Here is a 20,151-nt window from a genome sequence, read left to right on the forward strand (position 1 = left end):
TTTAGTATTGATTTCTTGGGGATGATTTAATAACGAATCATTAAATTATGGAATTACAATACATCAGCAACCGCATTCACTTGCTGTGTCAAACTATCCAGCCCACCGCCAGACAAATACCATAGATCAGATTGCAGATAAACAATCTTACCATTTTTATAGGCATTGGTTGATTTCACCTGATCATTTTCAAACTGATTTTTTGTCAATTCTCCTGCACCAATCGCTTTGCTGCGGTCGATGATAAAAATAGCATCAGGATTTGCTTTAGCAATCATTTCTGCTGTTACCGCACGGGATTTTTCTTTATCGGTTGGAAGCGGTAATTCAGCGCGCTGAGTTTTCACCACATCATAGACAATGGCTTGGTTATTCGGATATAAAGTACCTGCGTTATGTAAAAGAACCAATACCTTACTATTTGAATATTTAGCTTTCTCCTGCGCTGTGGCAATCGTTTTTTCCAGATCTTCAATCTGGGTCTTAACTGCATTCTGCTTGTTAAATAGTTCACCTAATAACTTTAAGTTACTTTCAACTGACGACAAATAATTTTTACTGTCAGTATCTAAATTCACTGTTGGGGCAATTTTTGACAGAGATGGATAGAAATTACCCTGACGCCCGGTAATCACAATCAGATCCGGTTTCATGCCAGCCAATTTTTCTAAATCCGGTTCTTTCATTCCCCCTGCATTCTGCATATTTGCTGACATATTACCACGCACATATTCAGGGGCATTGCCGACAGGTAATGCGATAACGCGATCAGATAAACCCAGCTTTACCAGTGAATCGTAAATCCCAAAATCAAACAGGACGATCCGTTCAGGGTTCTTTTTAACCTGTGTTTCACCGGAAAAATGTTTTACTGTGACGAAATCACCAGATTGTACTATCACGGAATTAGGAGTAAATAACACTGATGGCTGACTGAATGCAGAATAACTAGTGACAGAAAGCAGCGAAGCTAAAACAACTGGCAGGATTTTTTTCATTGTTACACCTGAATTACGCATATTAGTAATAAGTGACTCGCATTCTAAGTGGCAACATTACTATGTCAATTAAATAAGAATCAATTTCATATTGATTCTTATTTTTAGTGATATATTGTGATTCACTTAATGGAGTTCATGAGACTGGTGCGTAGTTGTTCCAATTGGTTGGCTTTACTGCAAACTTCACCCTTAAAGCGATCCAGCTCTTGTTCCTGTTTTTTCCATTCTGCATCAAAACCATTTTGCATCCCGCCTAATCCACCGAGAAAAGACATCAACATCTGTTTGCCATCACCATTCTGCTCACTTTTCTTACGGCTCACTTCATTAATGCTATCCTGCAAAATACCACCAAGACTCTGCTGAATAAGATTCTGCCCTTCGGATTCCACCTTCTTAATGGCCTGAGAGTTGAATGCAATGCCATCAGAACGAGTTTCAAGTACTTTGTCAATTTGCTTATTGAGGCCAGATTCCAATTGGGATAAACGGTTACGGATATTACTCTCCTTTCCCATTGTATTGACGACAACTTTATCCAGCGCTTGACGGGCACTTGTCAGATGGCTCAGTGTTTCTTTCTTAACCCACGGTAGATCCTGCCGAATAGCCTGCTGATATCGCTGAGCCTTACCACGCTGTTCTGAATTCAATGACAGTGCTTTACCGTTACGGAGCATAGAACCATCTGGCAAAATTCTCAGATTCCCACTGGCTCCAACAATCTGGACTGACTTTGACGTGACAATAATGTCATCCTGAATTGTCGCCTGACAGTCAGAATCTGCCTGTACCTGAGCGACAAATAATAACGATGCAGCAATCGCGATTCTGCGTAACATACGTTCTCCTGATTTGTTTTGCCTGACGACACCCTGCCCACAGATACAAGGGGTTAGGCTGTTATTTACTAAGGTTTGAACTAAAAAATAGAGCGCCCGATACGCTCAGCCAATTTTTCCAATGCCGCACAACCCGCCAGTGAGTTACCGGAGCTATTCAGTTCAGGAGACCATACAGCAACCGTGAATTCCCCTGGCACAACACAGACTATTCCTCCGCCAACACCGGATTTCCCAGGCATTCCGATCCTGAAAGCAAACTCTCCAGAACCATCATACATACCACACGTCAACATCAGCGCATTAATCTGTCTGGTTTGCCGAAGACTTAAAATTTGTTGTCCGGAACCTATCATACGGCCTTGATTCGCTAAGTAGATAAAACACTGAGCCAGTTCAACACAATTCATTTTCAAGGCACAATAGTGGAAATAAGTTTGTAGAACCGTGAGCACATCATTCTCAAAATTACCGAACGATTTCATCAAATAAGCAATTGCAGCATTGCGACTGGAATGCTCCATTTCTGAACGGGCAACGATATCATCATAGCAAATGTATTTTTGCCCGGTGAGGCTACGAACGAACTCCAGCATTCTATGTTTAGGCGCACTTAACCTTGATTGCAACATGTCACAGATAACCAATGCACCTGCATTAATAAAGGGATTACGGGGAATACCTTTTTCCAGTTCCAACTGTACTAATGAATTAAACGGCTGTCCCGAAGGTTCCGTACCCACTCGCTGCCAGATATCCTGCTCTTGATAGCGCGTCATCGCCAGTGTCAGGCTCAATACTTTGGAAATGGATTGTATGGAAAAGCGCTTTTCCGCATCTCCCGCTCTAAAAACCTGCCCATCAACCGTACAGATGGCCATCGCCAGATTATTTACCGCAACTTCTGCCAAAGCAGGTATGTAACCTGCCACTTTTCCTTGGCCAATCAAAGGGCGTACTTCATCTAAGATATCTGCCAATAACGAATTAGAGAACCTTACCTTCACCACTTTTTCTCCAGACAAACAAGGGCCCCAAAGGAGCCCTTGTATACAACGTTATTTCTGTATAAAACACTATTTTTATGCAATAGCGTATCAATCCCACCACACATCAAACAATTCTGAGATGGCAACGTCTTCCATACCGCGATCTTTCAGCCATTTCTCCACCAACTGACGGTGTTCTTCGGTACATTTGCCGATTTTCTGTAGGCAGAGCAAACCTTCCCACTGTAAATAGCCGCTGGCATCCAGCGCCAGACCGTTTGGTTCAACCAGCTCTTCAATAAAGGCATCAACTGTGTTGTCAACGATATCAACTGGTGTATTGGCCGGGAAATTCCACTTTACGGAAAAACCCAGTTCCTGAAATTCATCAATATGCAATTTTTTACGCAGACGACGACTACGGTTTTTAGCCATTATTTTACCCTCTTAAACATTAGATCCCATACGCCATGCCCCAAACGCTGACCGCGCATCTCAAATTTCGTAACCGGACGTGAATCAGGACGTGGTACATAATCACTATTTTCCGACACGTTGCAATACCCTTCTGCCCCGCTCATTACTTTCAGCATATGTTCAGCATACGGCTGCCAGTCGGTTGCCATATGGAAGACACCACCGATTTTCAGCTTACTTCTGATAAGTTGAGCAAACTCAGGCTGTACAATCCGACGTTTGTTATGACGGGCTTTATGCCACGGATCAGGGAAGAAAAGCTGCACCATTTCCAGACTCTGTTCCGGCAGCATATTTTCCAAAACTTCAATGGCATCATGACACATTACACGCAGATTACTGAGATTTTCATCTTCTGCGGAAGCCAGACATGCACCTACTCCCGGCACATGAACTTCAATCCCAAAAAAGTTTTTCTCTGGATTCTGGCCTGCCATCATCACCAGAGATGCTCCCATTCCGAAACCAATCTCCAGTACAACAGGCGCTTCACGACCAAAGAGTTCGCCCATATCGAACAGTTCTGGCTGATAATCCATGCCCATCTTTGGCCACATATCATCAAGTGCTTGCTGCTGACGACTCGTTAACCGACCCTGCCGACGCACAAAACTGCGGACACGGCGCAAAGCCCTGCCATTTTCATCATATTCCGGTGAAATTACGTTATTTATCATGGTACTTTTTATCAGTTTTAAAGGCATTTGCTCAGGCGTCTGGGACGTTATGTACCACAGGGTTGCCTAAAGAGAGCGCAATTATGCAAAGGTGGCTGATTTTATCAAGTTCAGTGTCCATAAGCACAACTTTAATGCTGATTTGCGTAGCGCTTCGAAACAAAGTTCGGGTTTACACTGAGGTTACACTATGTTGCAATCCTGTTCACGAAACAATGATCATCTATAAAGACAATTATTCTAATGATGGAAGCCGAGCAATTTTCACAGGCGGTACTTGAATGGTATCACCGCTATGGTCGCAAGACCCTGCCATGGCAGCTGGAAAAAACGTCCTATCACGTCTGGCTTTCAGAGGTGATGCTGCAACAAACACAGGTCGCGACTGTCATTCCCTATTTCCAGAATTTTATTTCACGTTTTCCCAATGTTGCCTCACTGGCCGCCGCACCATTGGATGAGGTTTTGCATTTATGGACGGGGCTGGGTTATTACGCTCGTGCCCGTAACCTGCACAAAGCGGCTCAGCAGATTGTTGCTATACACAATGGTCAATTCCCGACTACCTTTAGTGATGTTATTGCCCTGCCCGGCGTTGGTCGCTCTACCGCAGGTGCCATTCTTTCACTGTCTCAGGGAAAGCACTTCCCGATTCTCGATGGCAACGTGAAGCGCGTTCTGGCTCGCTGCTACGCCATTGCTGGCTGGCCGGGGAAAAAAGAAGTAGAAAACCAGTTATGGGATATCAGTACCCGTGTTACCCCGAAACAGGGCGTCGAGTATTTTAATCAGGCGATGATGGATTTGGGCGCGATGGTCTGCACCCGCAGCAAACCTAAATGTGAAATCTGCCCACTCAATACAGGCTGTATCTCCTACGCCAATCATAGTTGGGCAAGCTATCCAGGGAAAAAGCCAAAACAAATCATCCCTGAGAAAACGGCCTATTTTTTATTGATGCAGTATGGCGACACAGTTTGGTTGGAGCAACGTCCACTTTCAGGCATTTGGGGAGGATTATTTGCATTTCCTCAATTCACGGATCAGACTTCACTGGAACAATGGTTGAAAGACTCCGGTATTTCTCACAGCAAACCTGATCAACTGATCGCATTTCGTCATACATTCAGCCATTTTCATCTCGATATTGTACCGATTAAAATCGATATTTTATCTTTTGATTCCTGCATGGATGAAAGCAAGGGACTTTGGTATAACTTACGCCAGCCAGCAACTATTGGATTGGCAGCTCCCGTTGAATATCTTTTGCAGCAGCTGGGATAAACTTTGCCCTATTATTTTGAGGATTTATTATGAGCAGAACTATTTTTTGTACTTTTTTGCAACGAGAAGCCGAAGGCCAAGATTTTCAGCTCTATCCAGGAGAACTGGGCAAGCGCATTTTCAATGAGATTTCTAAAGAGGCGTGGCAGCAATGGATGAGTAAACAAACCATGCTGATCAATGAAAAAAAATTGAACACTATAAACCCAGAACATCGCAAACTACTCGAACAAGAAATGGTGAAGTTTTTGTTTGAAGGTCATGATATTAAAATCGACGGTTATACACCGCCGGAAAAATAATCTTATAACGCCTGTCATTGGGTGACACAACAAATAAAAATCACCCAATTAATGAGGTAAGTTAATAATATTATTATGCATTAATATAAAACAAGAGCCTCTTTATCGGGCTCTAACACTGATGACATCCCAATACCTGACGGCATTGTAAAATGAAAAGACTGCTGGCTCTGATTCTTCTCACTCCACTCCTGATTTCCTGCTCTAGCAAAAAAGATATTGAATACAATGAAGCATACGTAAAAGATACGAATGGTTTTGATATCTTAATGGGGCAATTTGCCCATAACATTGAAAATATCTGGGGCTTACAAGAAGTTTTAATCGCAGGCCCTAAAGATTACGTAAAATACACAGATCAATACCAAACTCGTAGCCATATCAATTTTGATGCGGGAACCATCACAATTGAAACTCTATCGCCTATTGAACCCTCTGAACATTTACGTAAGGCGATTATTACCACCTTGCTGATGGGCGACGATCCTGGCTCTGTTGATCTTTATTCTGACATCAATGACATTCAGATAAGCAAAGAGCCATTTCTTTATGGGCAGGTTTTGGATAATGCAGGTGAGGCAATCCGTTGGGAGTGGCGTGCACGTCATTTTGCAAATTATCTTCTCCAGAATAAATTACAAAAACGCCAATCAGGGCTACATATGATTTGGACCGTCACCATTCAATTGGTTCCTAATCATTTAGATAAACGGGCACATAAATACTTACCGATGGTTCGCAAAGCCGCCATCAAATATGGCGTTGATGAATCCCTGATCCTTGCCATTATGCAAAATGAATCCAGCTTTAACCCTTATGCTGTCAGTCGTTCTGATGCACTGGGATTAATGCAGGTCATGCAGCATACCGCTGGGCGGGATGTCTTCAAAATGCAAGGGAAATCCGGCCAGCCTAGCCGCAGTTATCTCTTCGATCCTGAAAATAACATTGATGCAGGTACCGCATATCTATCGATCTTGCAGAATATCTATTTAGGGGAAATCAACAACGCAACCTCACGTCGATATGCCGTTATTACCGCCTACAATGGCGGCGCTGGCAGTGTACTGAGAGTGTTCTCCAGTGATAAGAAAAAAGCGGCACAAATCATCAATACCATGGCACCTGGTGATGTTTATGAAACGCTGACCAATAAGCATCCAGCTTCTGAGTCGCGCCGTTATTTGATGAAAGTGAATAATACCCAGAAAGGCTATCGTCGATAGCTGATCATCAATATCAATGAATGGAGAGGCACTATCCTCTCCATTATTGTTTAAATTTATAACCACTTGAACAATTTGAAAGCATAAAGATAAAATTATACAGAAAGTCGTTGACGGAATTATCTGAATACGGTTTAATGCGCCCCGTTAGCCCGGATAGCTCAGTCGGTAGAGCAGGGGATTGAAAATCCCCGTGTCCTTGGTTCGATTCCGAGTCCGGGCACCAATTTTAAAACTCGTTTGTTGAAGTGATATCAATAACTTAACACGTGAGTCAGAAATAAGTGCTGTTAAGCAAATGTTAATGAATATAATCTATTACTTTGCGTAAGTTAATAAACTAAAAACAGCCACTCTATACGAAGTCAGGTGAACACAGTTTGTGCTCACCTTTTGCGTTGAAAGTAATGATTTCAGTAATTGATTCTGATGTCAAGTCAGGTGATTGTCAGAATTGCTCTTTGAGCACACTTCCCGGTTTCTTCGTTTTGTGTCTCCACCTCCAAACCATCCCATAATTCAGTGACACAGTCAGGGCAATCCCGCTGATATCCTGCCAGGGGTTACGCATGAAATTTTGGTAGGCTAAAATTGATTAAATAACAGGGCTTCCATGTAGCCATTATCCCACCCGGCTGATTTCCTTCGGGCACTCAAACTCAACTTACTGTTGGTATCCCGTTTGACGATATTGAGCGCCATTTTACGTAATTGGGCAAATATTCTTGTGGCGATCTGCTCTCTCATCCGTGAATCATCTTCCCGAAAAGTGACATCCAGTACCCAGTGTAAGCTATTTTCAATAGCCCAATGTTTCCGAATGGCTGCTAACTGAAAGGCAGGAGCATCCTGACAACTACTTAAATAATAACGAAAATAAGAGGTGACTGTTTCAGAATATTGTTCTTGCCGTATTGTTTCTGTGACCAGAAGAGCCTGAATATCTGGCCAGGAGCCTAAGTGTTTTGTTTCTGGTGTCAGCGGTAGAACCCATCCGCGTCGTCTGACGGTACGCCCATGGCTATCTTCAAATTCATCATGGTCAGGTTTCAGATAAGGTTTTTGTGTTGCCTGTTGTTGTTGAAAATAGTTAACCGCTTCCGAAAAGGTTTTTCCCTGATTGCCTTTAAGGGACAAAATATAATCGGCTCCGCTCTCGCGTAATTGCTGGGCAATCGTGCGTTGACAGCCCATCGCATCAAGCGTCACGAGATGGCCTTTCAAGGAAAGCATCGATAATAATGTGGGGATGGCCTTAATTTCGTTTGATTTTCCGTCTACAGCACACTGACATAAGCTAAGCCCTTTCTCAACGGAGAATGCACTTACCACATGTAATGGGCTTTGTTCAATTTTCTTGTCAAACGAATGGCGTAAACTTTTACCATCAATCGCAATGATCGCCCGCTTTTCTGAAGAAACATCATGAGAAACCCACTGATAAAAATGGCGTTCAAAGAGGCGGGGATTTAATAAACTGAAACAGCGCCGGAAAGTATCATGTGACGGAATACCGCCTTTGAGCGGTCATGTATTAAATGATTAGATTAGGTATTAAAAATAATGTTCACGTTCAATAAAGGTTCCTATCACTTTATCGTGCATTTCTTCCGATTTTGAATACCCAATGGTTTTTCTATTCAGCCTTTTGATTCGGGTACGATGCGTTAAATTCGTTCTCTCTATACGCTGAGTAAACGCCTTTCCAGTCAAGTGCTCTTCCTCGGGAAGTGGGTCATAAACAACATAGTCATCCGTGCAGTAAAACCGAATAGTAAAGGAAGATAAGAGGGTAAGCAGCTTGTCTAACGTTTTTCGACTGCGATCGCCAAAAACATGAGCCACTATTCGCTTCAGGCGGGGTTCCCAAGCATACCAAAGCCAGCGTTGGTTTTTCTTATTGCCGACAAACGACCATTGCTCGTCGATTTCACAGACAATCTGGATGCCACATTCCGCAAGGGGAAGTGTCGTTACGTTTCGGGGTCTGAGGTTTTTAATGTTTTCATGACGGTGGCGGTGGCGACTTTCAGGATCCGAGCGGTGTCACGAATTCCCCCGTTATTCATCGCGATATCGACAATCTGTTCTTTAACGCCGGGTTTGCAGGCCTGATAGGTATACGCCAACTGAAAGACCTTACAGCAGCTATAACAGCGATAACGAGGATGTCCGCCATTTCCTTTCCCATGTCCTTTGACCTGTTCTGATTTGTGGCAATAACGGCAATAGACATCAACTTTGGCCATACTTCATCCTTAAAAAGCCGGAAGCATATCACAGCAACTAACCATTTAATACATGACCCAGTAGTCACCTTACACTTCCAATTCAAAGAAGATAAATAAATAAAAATGGCGATTTAGTTCGCCATTTTTTGAAAAAATTTTAAATTACTTAAATTATAATTTTCATTATAAAAAATTAATTTATTTAAAATATTCATTAGAAACAGCATAAAAAAACATAAAAAAGGCTATTATTAGTTAATTCTAGATACTGTTAAATAATGTGTACTATTGACAAAATAATTCATTACCTTGTATTTTTCACTCTAAGTTAATTTACAATAAAGGAAATAACATGGCTAACATTATTTATCTAACAATTAATGGAAAAAAACAAGGTTTAATATCATCAGGATGTTCATCAGAAAACTCCATTGGAAATCTCTGTCAAAATGGTCATGAAAATAAAATATACATATACGAGTTAAATCATTCGTTATCTAGAGAACAAAACGTAAATCATTTCCCAATTACAATAAAAAAACCTATAGATAAATCAACTCCATTATTAGGAATGGCAATATCAGATAATGAAGAATTAGAATGTATATTTGATATTTATAGAACAGATAATAGCGGTGGCCTTGTGCTTTTTTTTACTATAAAAGTGACAAATGCAACCATAAGTAATATTGATATTATTTGCCCTCATTCTTTAACTCATAATGATGCTCAGCCGCAGGAAAGTATTTCTTTAAAATATAAAAGCATAACATGGCAGCATCACACCGCAGGAACTAGCGGGTATAGTATTTGGGATGACAGGATTTATTAAATATGGATATATATGCAAATAGAGAGAATGATTACTTTGCTACAATGGGAATGCTAACTGCTAGAAGCGTAACAGAATCGGCATTAAGTGTTTCTATTTTCCTAAATAACTTTCGTATAAAGGCATATTTTAAATCAGAAATAAAAAAATTCACTGACAATAATTTAAACATAATACTAAGCAAGTCATCAACGAAAGCATCTAAAATGCAGGCAATACAAGACCTAAAAAAAGAAAAACTATATTTATCACAACAAGAAAATATTATAAGAAATAATATACTTGAAAAGTACGCTGTCATAGAAATCAAGAAAGAGCTAGATTTTTTTACGTATGTTTTGAAGGGATTTGGCATAGTTGCCGGAGGTGCTCAGATAATTACTGGCGCGGCTATGGTAACAGCTACAAGCCAAACAGTAGTCGGTTATGTCGCAGGTTCAGCACTCATAGTTAATGGTATGAGTAATATAGAAGAAAATTTAAATTCCTTATTAAAGAAAGATCCTGATTATAAGGGATATCTAAGAAGAGGATACGAACATGCTTTTTTATTTATGGGATCTGATAAAAAGACCGCAAATTTAGTTTATGGAGGTGTAGATATTGCTTTATCTGGTTATGGTGCATTTAGAAATGTGTTAAAACCTGATTCTTGGCGATTATTTAATTATGTAAAAGATGATTATGTCACCAGCTATAAATTAATGAGTGGTTATGCTCTTACATTTGAGGTAGTAGCTGATGGGGTCACATTAAAATCAACTTATGATTCTTATAATGACCCTCAAAATAATAGTAAATAATTATTCCTTGCGTTTATATTTTTTCATAAATATAGACGCTCTATAAGACATTCTGAATGACAGCATAAATAAAATAGGAGGGATTGTTATAATTGTGGATATAATAAACCCTACAACATTTACATCATCCGCTATTAAAAATAAGAAAGCGAACCCAAAAAAAATAAGAGGTACAATGAATATTAACTTATAAAATCTTTTATCAAGATCAATTATATTATCCATAAGATTAGTGCCATTTTTTTTATTTATAGATTCGAGAAATTTAATATCTTTAGGTGTAAAGCCACTTTCTATCATTAATTTTTCCATGTTTCCTTTGTACATTTAATTAACCCTTCTGACCTAATTTAAACTTTTTATATTTTATCGTACTTAGTTATTTTTTCTTTAATTTTTCTGCATTATTGAGGACTTTATCTAGTTTATTTACTTTCCAGTGCCTTAACTTGCTCTTCGAGCTGCCCGATTTTCGGATAATTTACTGGATTGGTTGATAAAAAAACCGAATAGCCAACCTCTTATACCAGAGCGTTTGTCGGAGTACTGATAAAGTTGGCCGATGTACCTCTGGAACAACTACAACATTAAAAAGCCTCAGTGACCAGCTGATTGCAGAAAGTGAAACCAAAATGTCTCAGACATCGTATCCGTCTTTGCTGACCAACTCATACCACGAGACCATAAAAATCTGTGGGGCACTTATGCAGCAACTGCCTCTGTCCAATAATGATCCGTTTTGTCACCTAATTTTATACCCGGATACCAGTGCTCAAATTGGGTTTTTAAATCACCATTGAGTACCGCTGTGCGTGTCTGGAGTAAGTAATGTGCACCTTGCTGGCTCCATTGCATCTGCTGCTTTTTCACCATCCGTTTAGCGATAACTTCATTGATCGTCGATTCAACAAATGAAGAGGAAATTGCTTCACCATATCGGTACATTTCACCGTAATTCGGGATCATCATGCTGTTATTTTCAATATAGGTATACATTTCATCTATATGTTTTAACAATGATTTATTATTACCATAATGCAATATGTCCTCATCACACATTGCCGCACAATCATCCAGGTGTTCTAATGCCTTAATCGCATTTCCATGCCAGAGATACCATTTTGTGCTGGTTAAAGAGTCCAATAATTCTGCACCAAGTTCAGGGGCGTTTTTTGATACCCCTCTGGCATATTGTTTCAATACGGTCAGACGCATCGTGATATGAAACCAGTCGAGTACGTGCTGGGATTCGGGGTACAAGTTAAATTGCAGATCCCTGATATTATGGTCATGTATTAAATGGTTAGTTGCTGTGATATGCTTCCGGCTTTTTAAGGATGAAGTATGGCCAAAGTTGATGTCTATTGCCGTTATTGCCACAAATCAGAACAGGTCAAAGGACATGGGAAAGGAAATGGCGGACATCCTCGTTATCGCTGTTATAGCTGCTGTAAGGTCTTTCAGTTGGCGTATACCTATCAGGCCTGCAAACCCGGCGTTAAAGAACAGATTGTCGATATCGCGATGAATAACGGGGGAATTCGTGACACCGCTCGGATCCTGAAAGTCGCCACCGCCACCGTCATGAAAACATTAAAAACCTCAGACCCCGAAACGTAACGACACTTCCCCTTGCGGAATGTGGCATCCAGATTGTCTGTGAAATCGACGAGCAATGGTCGTTTGTCGGCAATAAGAAAAACCAACGCTGGCTTTGGTATGCTTGGGAACCCCGCCTGAAGCGAATAGTGGCTCATGTTTTTGGCGATCGCAGTCGAAAAACGTTAGACAAGCTGCTTACCCTCTTATCTTCCTTTACTATTCGGTTTTACTGCACGGATGACTATGTTGTTTATGACCCACTTCCCGAGGAAGAGCACTTGACTGGAAAGGCGTTTACTCAGCGTATAGAGAGAACGAATTTAACGCATCGTACCCGAATCAAAAGGCTGAATAGAAAAACCATTGGGTATTCAAAATCGGAAGAAATGCACGATAAAGTGATAGGAACCTTTATTGAACGTGAACATTATTTTTAATACCTAATCTAATCATTTAATACATGACCCCTTTAACCACGTAGTCTAACTGCGCATCAAATCCTGCCGAACCCACTGACAGCGGTAACTTTGTTTTGCGCTTTGGATAAATGCTTTCGACATTGTCATAACGGCGGCTTTCTATTGTGTGATGGTTCATTGGTTCCCCTGCTTGATATAACCCGTTACTGAATGCCTGTTTTGCTGCTTCAATGCCGTGTTGTTGTCGACAATCGTCCCAGTCAGCTTTGATATTATCCGGTGGCAATGTGACCCAGCCATTCACTGCGTAGGCGGCTTTTTCTGCCGAGATCTTGCCAACATTCTTTTTGGGTTTGCCGTCTTTATCCAGCTCGCCCGGTGTGTGCCAGTCATTATCTGCTGCAATAATGATTTTTGCGTCCGGCCAACGTTCCCGAATGGTTTTTGCAGTAGGAAATAAATTTCCCTCATCCAGCGCGGCCAGAACAACACCTTCGTATAGCTGGTTAACCGTGAGTGCCGTGGCGTAACCTTCGGTAATGATGACGGTATCAGGGTTCTCTTCCAGCGTTGATAAAGGAATAAACGCACCTTTTTTCTGGCTGCCGGTGAGGAGTTTTTTCTCGCCATTCGGTTTGATGATCTGCGCGCCTGTGACTATATTGTCCAGTGTTGCGAGTCGCAACACAGTTGAATTATCAGGCAATAACCGCTGATTAGGGCAATGCAGCCCCTTTGCAGTCAGATAGGGAGATTGTCCCACAACAGTTTGCGCCATCAGTGCCGCGACTCTGTCGGCAATCGGTTGTGTTGGATAGAGGTTTTCTTTGGCTGGTTTGGGTTCTGGCAAAGGCAATGCCAACGAGCCAGCAATGATTTTCGCTGCTTCAGTAATCGAAATCTTTTGGGTTCTTGCCACTAAATCCAGTCCATCGCCATAGTTCGGGGCATCACACTGGCGGCAATGCCAGTTACCATGATGGTGATCATCAAGAAAGTGAAAACGGTCAGTACCACCGCAAATAGGACAAGCGCCATGTTTACCCTTTGCCGGAACATCAATACCACAGGCAGACAGCAGATTTGCCCATGAATACATGGCCGATGTTTTCACGGTCTGGATCAGGTCGAGCGGTTTTTGACTGCCGGATTTTTTTTGAACTGTAAATTCAGGGCGAGTTTGGGTATGCTGTGTCTCAGCCATCGTTTTTACCTCAAGTAACGGTTGTTGGTCAGACGCCTCAGATGTGTTGGTCGCACACTGGGGCGTTGTGTTTTTATGTTACATGTCTTACGTCATACTCTTTTCTGTGTTATGCCGCCCGTGATTCCGCGATGCGTTGGGCAATCCAGTTATCTATTTCTGATTCAATAAATGCGATGGAGCGGGGGCCGATTTTGACCTGCTTCGGGAATTCTCCATCGCTAATTAATTTGTAGATCCACGCCTTGCTGTAACCCGTTCGGCGCTGAACTTCCGGCAAACGGATAAGATTTACCTTCAATGCTGTCACTGCCATATTCATTCTCCTGTTACCGAGTCCCTGAGCGCTCATCGTGGACGTTGTTTGATGACAGGAGAATTATTTAAAAAGCACCCTTAAATGAACAGCGTTAATTGTTTCTCTCACAATGAGAATTAATGGATTAAAGAATGAACTATCGGTTTGCTCTGTCGCGCAGCGGTTTGGCGAAGTCATAGGGTGTGATTGGTTTTTCCCGGTTGGCATCCAGATAATCCGCCCACCACTGCACCATCAGCCGCCGTTCGTCCAGATGCTTGGAGGTGTGAATATAGGCCGCCCGGACGTTGTTTCGTTCGATATGGCTTAACTGGCGCTCGATAGCGTCATCGCTCCACAGGCCGGATTCCCCCATTGCACCACGTGCCATTGTGCGGAAACCATGCCCGCAGACTTCGGTTTGAGTATCGTACCCCATCGCGCGTAATGCCTTGTTAACCGTGTTTTCACTCATGACTTTCGCGGAATTATGATCGCTGGGGAACATCACGTCGCAGTTGCCGCTCAGTTCGTGTAACGCGTTGATAAGACCAACCGCCTGACGGCTCAACGGTACAATGTGATCCGTTTTCATTTTCATGCCGCGCTCAGAAAAGCGAACGCCTTTAATCGGTTGCCTTGTGGCAGGGATTTTCCATACTGAATTTTCAAGGTCGATTTCCTGCCAGCGGGCAAATCTCAGCTCACTGGAGCGGACAAACGTCAGCAGCGCCAGTTCTACCGCGATTTTGGTCAGTAAGCGTCCTCGGTAAGCAGACAATCGGTTCAGGAAATCAGGTAAACATTCATGGGGCAAGGCGGGGTGATGACGGGATTTTGCGGTGGTGAGTGCGCCGGTCATATCGTTAGCCGGGTTGGACTCCAGAATATCATTCTGGACGGCGTAGCGCATGATGGCGGTGATACGCTGGCGCAGCCGCTGGGCGATATCGTGTTTGTCCTGCTCATCAATGGCCTTGACGGGCGCTAAAAGCTGGCTGGTGCGTAATGTGGTAATATCTCTGGCGCCGATATGGGGGAAAATATATTGCTCAAGGCTGCGCAGGATTTTTTGACGGTGGCTGTCGCTCCAGCGTTTGTTACTGGCGTGCCATGCACGGGCGACTTGTTCAAACGAGTTGACTTTGGCAGGCGTTGGTGTGCCTTTCTTTTCGGCTTTGGGATCGATGCCCTGTGCCATCAGTTTTTTGGCTTCATCGCGTTTAGCGCGGGCATCGGCTAAGGATACAGTCGGATAAACACCGAACGCCAGACGGTCTTCTTTTTTATCGGTCGGGCGGTAATACTTCATGCGCCAGTATTTCGAGCCGCGTGACGAGACTTCTAAATAGAGACCGCCGCCATCGGCGAGTTTGTAGGTTTTTTCTTTGGGTTTTGCAGTTTCGATTTGTCGTGCATTAAGTTTCATTGTTAAGGGCATTCTCATAATCGAACGGTAAGTGCCCCGAATTATGCCCTTCGCTGCATCTTGATTGCAACAGACGAAACTGGACGTTGAGATAGGTAAGAAGGTTTATTTTTCTGGATTTGATGCGAATTGTTTGACTGGGCTGGACTTCACTGGAAGTTGAAGTGGTGCCCGGACTCGGAATCGAACCAAGGACACGGGGATTTTCAATCCCCTCCTAAGTTGAAAAAATGTTAATAGTGTAATTCTTATTACTTTGTGTACCGATTCTGGTGCGCAAAATGATAATTCTTCCCATAATTTCCCCCAAAGGGGGCGAAGGTAAATCGACTCACGCGGCTAATCTGGCCGGTTTTTTTGCCGATGCCGGTTTATGCGTTCTCCTGATTGATGCGGATTACTCGCAACCCACGTCCAGCAGTATTTTTCCCCTGAGCTATGAAGCGCCCGCCGGATTGTATGAGTTGCTGATGCAGACGGTGGATCTGAACCAGTCTGAGCAGATCATTTCCCGTTCGGTTATCAAAAACCTCGATATTCTGATCTCCAACGATCCGGATGAACTCCTGCCCACGGCAATGCTGCACGCGCCCGACGGGCGTTTGCGTCTGCGCAATGTCCTGCAACATCCTCTCTTCAGCCAGTACGATATTATTTTCATTGATTCCAAAGGGGCGACCGGCGTGATGAGCGAGCTGGTTGTACTGGCGGCCACGCAGGGCGTGCTGGGGGTTATCAAGCCTATTTTACCCGACGTCCGCGAGTTCCTGCGCGGCACCCTGCGGATGCTGACCCGGCTCCGGCCTTTTGAACACTACGGTATCCGGCTGCCGGCTATCCAGATACTGGTCAACGGGATTGAAGGAACGAATCTCGACCGGGATACGCTGAGTGAACTGGCTGACATTATCAATAATCAACGGTATGACGCTTCCGCACTGGGCGGCAGGCAGGTTTACCAGCTGCTGGAAACCCGGATAGACCTGCTGGATATCTACAAACTGGGGCATGTCCGTGCCCAGCCCGTTCATCGCCTTGAGTATAAAACCACCCGAAAAAGCCCGGCTGCCGCGCAAACCATGCACCGCCTCGCCTGTGAGTTAGTGCCCTTATGGGCGGAAAAATTCGACGCGGTATTGACTGTGCAACCGACAGGAGAGGCGCAATGAATGTTATCTGGCGGGCGGTCTGCTTTCGTTATGAGCGCGTTGAATTACTGTTCAGTGATGATGAGAGGTTTGTGTTTGTGGATGCGCCGGATCGTGAAACCGCGCAGACGAAACTTCAGATCCTGTTGCCAGCTGTTCCCGATGTTTCTCCGGAAGGGGTAGAGCATTATTATCCCCGTATGCGCAGGCAGGCCATGCGCCCCGATGCGTCTCTGGATTTGGCGTTGCTGGAATGTGGCTGGGAAAATGACCAGCCGCAGTATCTGACCCATAACGAGGTGCTGTTCTGGGTTTCTTCCCCTCATCTGCAACAGCGTTTAATCGCTGCCCTGAATGCGATCAGCAGGGAGGCAGCCGATGGACATAGCGCATGAACATTTACAGATCATCAGTGAAGAGGCGCCCAGCTATGCGTATGCCGAAGTGGGGGTGTTGGGGGGGCTGGTACTGGAGAATGAGCGCTGGGATAGCGTTGTCCAGCTATTGGTTGCCGACGATTTTTATTTTCCGGCACACCGGATAATATTTCAGGCCATCGCTGAACTGAGCGAAAAAAACTGTCCGTTCGACCTGATTACCCTGACCGATAGGCTGACCCAGCGTGGGCAAATTGATCGGGCATGCGGTTTTGCTTATGTAGCGGAAGTGTGTAAAAACACGCCCAGTGCCGCCAATATTGAGGAGTATGCCCGTATTGTGGCGGAAAAAAGCCGGTTACGTCAGTTACTGGCACTGGGAAAATCCCTCAGCGCTGACGTTTTTCAGCCGAATATTCAGTCAGATACCCTGATAGAGCAGGCAGAAAGTCAGTTGTTTAATCTGGCTGAAAAAGGTTCGACCCGCCAGCATCAGGAAATGACCCTGTTGCAGGGCGCAGACAGCCTGATTGCCCATCTGGAGCGAATACAAGGCTCACAGGGAATAACCGGCACACCGACCGGATTTCAGGATCTTGATGAAAAAACCGGCGGCTTGCAGGCCGGTGATCTCATTTTGCTGGCTGCCCGCCCTTCGATGGGGAAAACCGCGTTGGGACTGGCCTGTTGCTTGGGTGTCCTGCGGCACCGGGATGATGCCGTGGTACAGATTTTCAGTCTGGAAATGCCGGCTGCACAACTGATGCTGCGCCTCACTGCCATGGAAGGCGGGGTTTCTCTGAGCACCCTGCGCAGCGGGATGCTGGATGATGAGCAGTGGGGACGCATAAGCCAGAGTCTGGATCAGTTTGCCCGCTGGGATCAGCGTCTGGTTATTGATGATTGCAGTCATCAGACGCCCGCACTATTACGCGCCCGTGCCCGCCGCTATACCCGCAAATACGGTCAACCCGCCCTGATTATGGTTGACTACCTCCAGCTGATGTGCGCGCCCGGGCAGGAAAACCGGACGCAGGAAATTGCCGATATCTCCCGTAACCTGAAAGCGTTAGGCAAAGAACTGGGCTGCCCGGTACTGGCGCTGTCCCAGCTTAACCGGCAGGTCGAAAACCGTTCCGATAAACGTCCTAACAATGGTGACCTGCGTGATTCCGGCTCACTGGAGCAGGACGCCGACCTGATACTGCATCTCTATCGCGATGAAGTCTATCACCCGGACACACCCGATACAGGTACTGCTGAAATCATTATTGGTAAGCAGCGTCAGGGGCCAACGGGCGTGGTTCGTGTGGGATTTGACGGCCAATATACGCGGTTTTCGGACTTATCCGCAGACAGTGATGGTTACGGGGAGTAAATGATGGCACGGCAACCTCTCAATATGGGCAATGCCCTGTTACAACAAGGGCGCCAGGCCGCGGCGACACTCAGTGAACAACCCCCTGTGTCGGAAATGCCGATGGTACTGACACTGGATCAACTCCGCCCCAATCCGGATAACCCCCGCACCAGTCGGAACCCGCGTTATGAGGATATCAAGGCCTCCATCAAAGTACGCGGGCTGGATACGGTGCCGAAAGTCACCCGCGATCCGGAAGGTGAAGATGTCTATATCTTCAGTGACGGCGGGAATACCCGTTATCAGGTTTTGTCCGAACTGTGGCAGGAAACCGGCGATGAGCGTTTTTATCGTGTTCACTGCCTGTTTAAACCGTGGCCGGGCAGATTGCAGTGTGTCATCGGGCATCTGGCGGAAAATGAACTGCGCGGTGAACTCAGTTTTATTGAAAAAGCCCTGGGGGTCTGCAAGGCCAGAACCCTTTTTGAAGTACAGAACCAGCAGAAAATCACCCAAAGTGAGTTGTCTGCACTACTGGGGGAAGCCGGTTTTCCTGTCAGCCGCAGTTATATCAGCCGGATGGAAGATACCGTGCAATATCTCTATCCGTGGATGCCGGATCTGCTGAACTCGGGGCTGAAGGTACCCCAAATTCGTTTGTTACTGGCATTACGGCAGGATGCCGAGGCCGTCTGGCTGCAACATGTTGTCAGTGCAATATCGGAGCCTGCCTGTTCCTTTGATGCGATTTTTGGTGCCTGTTGCCGCAAATTTGACTCCCCGGAATCCTGGTCACCGGAGATGTTCCGGGATGAACTTATCGGCGATTTATTGCAGGTATTGCCGCACCCGCAGCTGAATTATGACCGCTGGGTACTGGAACTCGATCCGAAGGAAAGTAACCGCCGGCAACTCTTTGGTGAACAGGCCACCCCGGTTGACCTTGTGCCGGAAAAGCCGGATACGCCTAAAGCGGATCGGGTTCGGGCGCCAGACAGGGAACCGAACCGGCGCATAATGTCTCAACCCGTCACGGATGCGGAGCAGGCATCGGAGACAACATGCGCTCCGGTCGATAAGACACCCGTGCCTGCTCCGTCTTCCCGAAACAATCCGGTGCTCCCGCCTTATCAGCCGGATAGTCCGTCTGAACCGGCGCTGTCTGAGCCTGAAGCCGACGATCTCCACTTTGCCCGGACCGGGCTGGAGCCGGTCAGCTCAGTCTGGCACATTTCCCCGATGCAGGACGATATCGAGCATTTGCAAAATATGGCGTTTCGCCTGGCGTTTGAACTGGCCGAAGTGATGGGCTGTGACCGTGATTTGCTGCCGGTATCGGATGAACGGTCGGCGGGATTTTGCCTGATTGACGGGCCGGATGTTCATCCTTTTTCGTGTTTATTGCACTCCCTGACCGGGGAAATCTCGACTGACCGTCATGAACTGACGCTGACTGCCGTTCTGCTCGGCACCGCCGGACGGAAGGCGGTACCATTACTGGATGACAGCCAGACCGTGAAGTTTTTGCGGCTGCTGCGGATTATCCGCCGCCTGCGTGAACTTCAGCGTGAAATGGTGCCGGAGATGTTGGCGATGTAGCGATACCGGTCCGGGGTGCCTGCTTTTCAGTGTGTTGCTCATTCATTGTGT

General features: G+C 45.1%; 20 protein-coding genes, 1 tRNA gene and 2 pseudogenes. 11 read left to right on the forward strand and 12 right to left on the reverse strand.

Annotated elements, in window-relative coordinates:
• Window positions 1-53: 53 nt before the first annotated feature.
• From XBJ1_RS14255 to trmB, 5 genes are all read right to left on the reverse strand, one after another.
• The gene (locus tag XBJ1_RS14255) at window positions 54-998 is read right to left on the reverse strand and encodes a siderophore ABC transporter substrate-binding protein (RefSeq protein WP_012989704.1); all 945 of its coding nucleotides are present in this window, start codon (window positions 996-998) and stop codon (window positions 54-56) included.
• 122 nt (window positions 999-1,120) lie between these two features.
• Window positions 1,121-1,843 (reverse strand): DUF2884 domain-containing protein, encoded by a 723-nt coding sequence (locus XBJ1_RS14260; RefSeq protein WP_012989705.1) that lies wholly within the window; start codon window positions 1,841-1,843, stop codon window positions 1,121-1,123.
• An 80-nt stretch (window positions 1,844-1,923) separates the two neighbouring features.
• On the reverse strand, window positions 1,924-2,850 hold the full coding sequence (gene glsB / locus XBJ1_RS14265) for a glutaminase B (protein ID WP_012989706.1): 927 nt from the start codon (window positions 2,848-2,850) through the stop codon (window positions 1,924-1,926).
• A 90-nt stretch (window positions 2,851-2,940) separates the two neighbouring features.
• On the reverse strand, window positions 2,941-3,267 hold the full coding sequence (locus tag XBJ1_RS14270) for a YggL family protein (protein WP_012989707.1): 327 nt from the start codon (window positions 3,265-3,267) through the stop codon (window positions 2,941-2,943).
• Window positions 3,267-3,986, reverse strand: coding sequence for a tRNA (guanosine(46)-N7)-methyltransferase TrmB (gene trmB, locus XBJ1_RS14275; protein WP_012989708.1), 720 nt, complete (start codon window positions 3,984-3,986; stop codon window positions 3,267-3,269). The genes XBJ1_RS14270 and trmB overlap by 1 nt, the downstream gene beginning before the upstream one ends.
• A 243-nt stretch (window positions 3,987-4,229) precedes the next feature.
• Here trmB and mutY point away from each other — a divergent pair, with 243 nt between their 5' ends.
• The 4 genes from mutY (at window position 4,230) to XBJ1_RS14295 (ending at window position 7,024) form a co-directional block, all read left to right on the forward strand.
• Entirely contained in the window at window positions 4,230-5,270 is a 1,041-nt protein-coding gene (mutY, locus tag XBJ1_RS14280) for an A/G-specific adenine glycosylase (protein ID WP_012989709.1), read from the forward strand.
• Between the two features lie 29 nt (window positions 5,271-5,299).
• On the forward strand, window positions 5,300-5,572 hold the full coding sequence (locus XBJ1_RS14285) for an oxidative damage protection protein (RefSeq protein WP_012989710.1): 273 nt from the start codon (window positions 5,300-5,302) through the stop codon (window positions 5,570-5,572).
• Window positions 5,573-5,724: 152 nt separating this feature from the next.
• Complete coding sequence (mltC, locus tag XBJ1_RS14290; protein WP_012989711.1) at window positions 5,725-6,798, forward strand: membrane-bound lytic murein transglycosylase MltC; 1,074 nt, start codon at window positions 5,725-5,727, stop codon at window positions 6,796-6,798.
• Between the two features lie 150 nt (window positions 6,799-6,948).
• Window positions 6,949-7,024: transfer RNA gene (locus tag XBJ1_RS14295), tRNA-Phe, on the forward strand.
• A 359-nt stretch (window positions 7,025-7,383) separates the two neighbouring features.
• On the opposite strand, the gene XBJ1_RS14300 is transcribed toward XBJ1_RS14295, so the two are convergent.
• On the reverse strand, window positions 7,384-8,310 hold the full coding sequence (locus XBJ1_RS14300; RefSeq protein ID WP_080515972.1) for an ISAs1 family transposase: 927 nt from the start codon (window positions 8,308-8,310) through the stop codon (window positions 7,384-7,386).
• Window positions 8,311-8,352: 42 nt separating this feature from the next.
• Window positions 8,353-9,047 (reverse strand): IS1 family transposase gene (locus XBJ1_RS20950; protein WP_143827612.1). Its coding sequence is split into 2 segments (ribosomal slippage): window positions 8,353-8,792 and window positions 8,792-9,047, totalling 696 coding nucleotides; the frame shifts between segments, so codons are not numbered across the junction.
• Window positions 9,048-9,381: 334 nt separating this feature from the next.
• On the opposite strand from XBJ1_RS20950, the gene XBJ1_RS14310 reads away from it, so the two are divergent.
• On the forward strand, window positions 9,382-9,861 hold the full coding sequence (locus XBJ1_RS14310) for an Hcp family type VI secretion system effector (protein WP_012989713.1): 480 nt from the start codon (window positions 9,382-9,384) through the stop codon (window positions 9,859-9,861).
• A gap of 2 nt (window positions 9,862-9,863) precedes the next feature.
• On the forward strand, window positions 9,864-10,664 hold the full coding sequence (locus tag XBJ1_RS14315; RefSeq protein WP_038199225.1) for a DUF4225 domain-containing protein: 801 nt from the start codon (window positions 9,864-9,866) through the stop codon (window positions 10,662-10,664).
• Here XBJ1_RS14315 and XBJ1_RS14320 read toward each other — a convergent pair whose 3' ends face one another.
• Both XBJ1_RS14320 and XBJ1_RS14325 read right to left on the reverse strand, forming a co-directional pair.
• Entirely contained in the window at window positions 10,665-10,991 is a 327-nt protein-coding gene (locus XBJ1_RS14320) for a hypothetical protein (protein WP_012989716.1), read from the reverse strand.
• Window positions 10,992-11,366: 375 nt separating this feature from the next.
• Window positions 11,367-11,948: pseudogene (locus tag XBJ1_RS14325) on the reverse strand (ISKra4 family transposase); the annotation flags it as partial.
• 60 nt (window positions 11,949-12,008) lie between these two features.
• Here XBJ1_RS14325 and XBJ1_RS20955 point away from each other — a divergent pair.
• Window positions 12,009-12,703 (forward strand): IS1 family transposase gene (locus XBJ1_RS20955; protein WP_143827612.1). Its coding sequence is split into 2 segments (ribosomal slippage): window positions 12,009-12,264 and window positions 12,264-12,703, totalling 696 coding nucleotides; the frame shifts between segments, so codons are not numbered across the junction.
• A 163-nt stretch (window positions 12,704-12,866) separates the two neighbouring features.
• On the opposite strand, the pseudogene XBJ1_RS14335 reads toward XBJ1_RS20955, so the two are convergent.
• The 3 genes and pseudogenes from XBJ1_RS14335 to XBJ1_RS14345 form a co-directional block, all read right to left on the reverse strand.
• Window positions 12,867-13,784, reverse strand: a pseudogene (locus XBJ1_RS14335) (toprim domain-containing protein); the annotation flags it as partial.
• A gap of 214 nt (window positions 13,785-13,998) precedes the next feature.
• Window positions 13,999-14,205, reverse strand: a complete 207-nt coding sequence (locus XBJ1_RS14340) for a helix-turn-helix transcriptional regulator (RefSeq protein WP_012989719.1) — start codon at window positions 14,203-14,205, stop codon at window positions 13,999-14,001.
• A gap of 139 nt (window positions 14,206-14,344) precedes the next feature.
• Window positions 14,345-15,616 (reverse strand): tyrosine-type recombinase/integrase, encoded by a 1,272-nt coding sequence (locus XBJ1_RS14345; RefSeq protein WP_012989720.1) that lies wholly within the window; start codon window positions 15,614-15,616, stop codon window positions 14,345-14,347.
• A 281-nt stretch (window positions 15,617-15,897) separates the two neighbouring features.
• On the opposite strand from XBJ1_RS14345, the gene XBJ1_RS14350 reads away from it, so the two are divergent.
• The 4 genes from XBJ1_RS14350 to XBJ1_RS14365 are packed head-to-tail and all read left to right on the forward strand — an operon-like array spanning window position 15,898 to window position 20,100.
• Window positions 15,898-16,785: a ParA family protein gene (locus tag XBJ1_RS14350; RefSeq protein ID WP_012989721.1), complete on the forward strand. Its 888-nt coding sequence runs from the start codon at window positions 15,898-15,900 to the stop codon at window positions 16,783-16,785.
• Window positions 16,782-17,159, forward strand: coding sequence for a hypothetical protein (locus tag XBJ1_RS14355; protein ID WP_012989722.1), 378 nt, complete (start codon window positions 16,782-16,784; stop codon window positions 17,157-17,159). Before XBJ1_RS14350 ends, XBJ1_RS14355 begins: the two co-directional genes overlap by 4 nt.
• Window positions 17,143-18,519: an SPI-7-type island replicative DNA helicase gene (gene dnaB-PI, locus XBJ1_RS14360; RefSeq protein ID WP_012989723.1), complete on the forward strand. Its 1,377-nt coding sequence runs from the start codon at window positions 17,143-17,145 to the stop codon at window positions 18,517-18,519. The genes XBJ1_RS14355 and dnaB-PI overlap by 17 nt, the downstream gene beginning before the upstream one ends.
• A 3-nt stretch (window positions 18,520-18,522) precedes the next feature.
• Window positions 18,523-20,100, forward strand: a complete 1,578-nt coding sequence (locus XBJ1_RS14365) for a ParB family protein (RefSeq protein WP_012989724.1) — start codon at window positions 18,523-18,525, stop codon at window positions 20,098-20,100.
• Window positions 20,101-20,151: the final 51 nt, after the last annotated feature.

The organism is Xenorhabdus bovienii SS-2004, assembly GCF_000027225.1.
Classification (GTDB): domain Bacteria; phylum Pseudomonadota; class Gammaproteobacteria; order Enterobacterales; family Enterobacteriaceae; genus Xenorhabdus; species Xenorhabdus bovienii_C.

What these genes read in the sequence shown, in the direction of transcription:
- XBJ1_RS14255 (WP_012989704.1), bottom strand. Translation starts at nt 998, where the DNA reads ATGAAAAAAATCCTGCCAGTTGTTTTAGCTTCGCTGCTTTCTGTCACT.
- XBJ1_RS14260 (WP_012989705.1), bottom strand. Translation starts at nt 1,843, where the DNA reads ATGTTACGCAGAATCGCGATTGCTGCATCGTTATTATTTGTCGCTCAG.
- XBJ1_RS14270 (WP_012989707.1), bottom strand. Translation starts at nt 3,267, where the DNA reads ATGGCTAAAAACCGTAGTCGTCGTCTGCGTAAAAAATTGCATATTGAT.
- trmB (WP_012989708.1), bottom strand. Translation starts at nt 3,986, where the DNA reads ATGATAAATAACGTAATTTCACCGGAATATGATGAAAATGGCAGGGCT.
- mutY (WP_012989709.1), top strand. Translation starts at nt 4,230, where the DNA reads ATGATGGAAGCCGAGCAATTTTCACAGGCGGTACTTGAATGGTATCAC.
- XBJ1_RS14285 (WP_012989710.1), top strand. Translation starts at nt 5,300, where the DNA reads ATGAGCAGAACTATTTTTTGTACTTTTTTGCAACGAGAAGCCGAAGGC.
- mltC (WP_012989711.1), top strand. Translation starts at nt 5,725, where the DNA reads ATGAAAAGACTGCTGGCTCTGATTCTTCTCACTCCACTCCTGATTTCC.
- XBJ1_RS14310 (WP_012989713.1), top strand. Translation starts at nt 9,382, where the DNA reads ATGGCTAACATTATTTATCTAACAATTAATGGAAAAAAACAAGGTTTA.
- XBJ1_RS14315 (WP_038199225.1), top strand. Translation starts at nt 9,864, where the DNA reads ATGGATATATATGCAAATAGAGAGAATGATTACTTTGCTACAATGGGA.
- XBJ1_RS14320 (WP_012989716.1), bottom strand. Translation starts at nt 10,991, where the DNA reads ATGTACAAAGGAAACATGGAAAAATTAATGATAGAAAGTGGCTTTACA.
- XBJ1_RS14340 (WP_012989719.1), bottom strand. Translation starts at nt 14,205, where the DNA reads ATGGCAGTGACAGCATTGAAGGTAAATCTTATCCGTTTGCCGGAAGTT.
- XBJ1_RS14345 (WP_012989720.1), bottom strand. Translation starts at nt 15,616, where the DNA reads ATGAAACTTAATGCACGACAAATCGAAACTGCAAAACCCAAAGAAAAA.
- XBJ1_RS14350 (WP_012989721.1), top strand. Translation starts at nt 15,898, where the DNA reads ATGATAATTCTTCCCATAATTTCCCCCAAAGGGGGCGAAGGTAAATCG.
- XBJ1_RS14355 (WP_012989722.1), top strand. Translation starts at nt 16,782, where the DNA reads ATGAATGTTATCTGGCGGGCGGTCTGCTTTCGTTATGAGCGCGTTGAA.
- dnaB-PI (WP_012989723.1), top strand. Translation starts at nt 17,143, where the DNA reads ATGGACATAGCGCATGAACATTTACAGATCATCAGTGAAGAGGCGCCC.
- XBJ1_RS14365 (WP_012989724.1), top strand. Translation starts at nt 18,523, where the DNA reads ATGGCACGGCAACCTCTCAATATGGGCAATGCCCTGTTACAACAAGGG.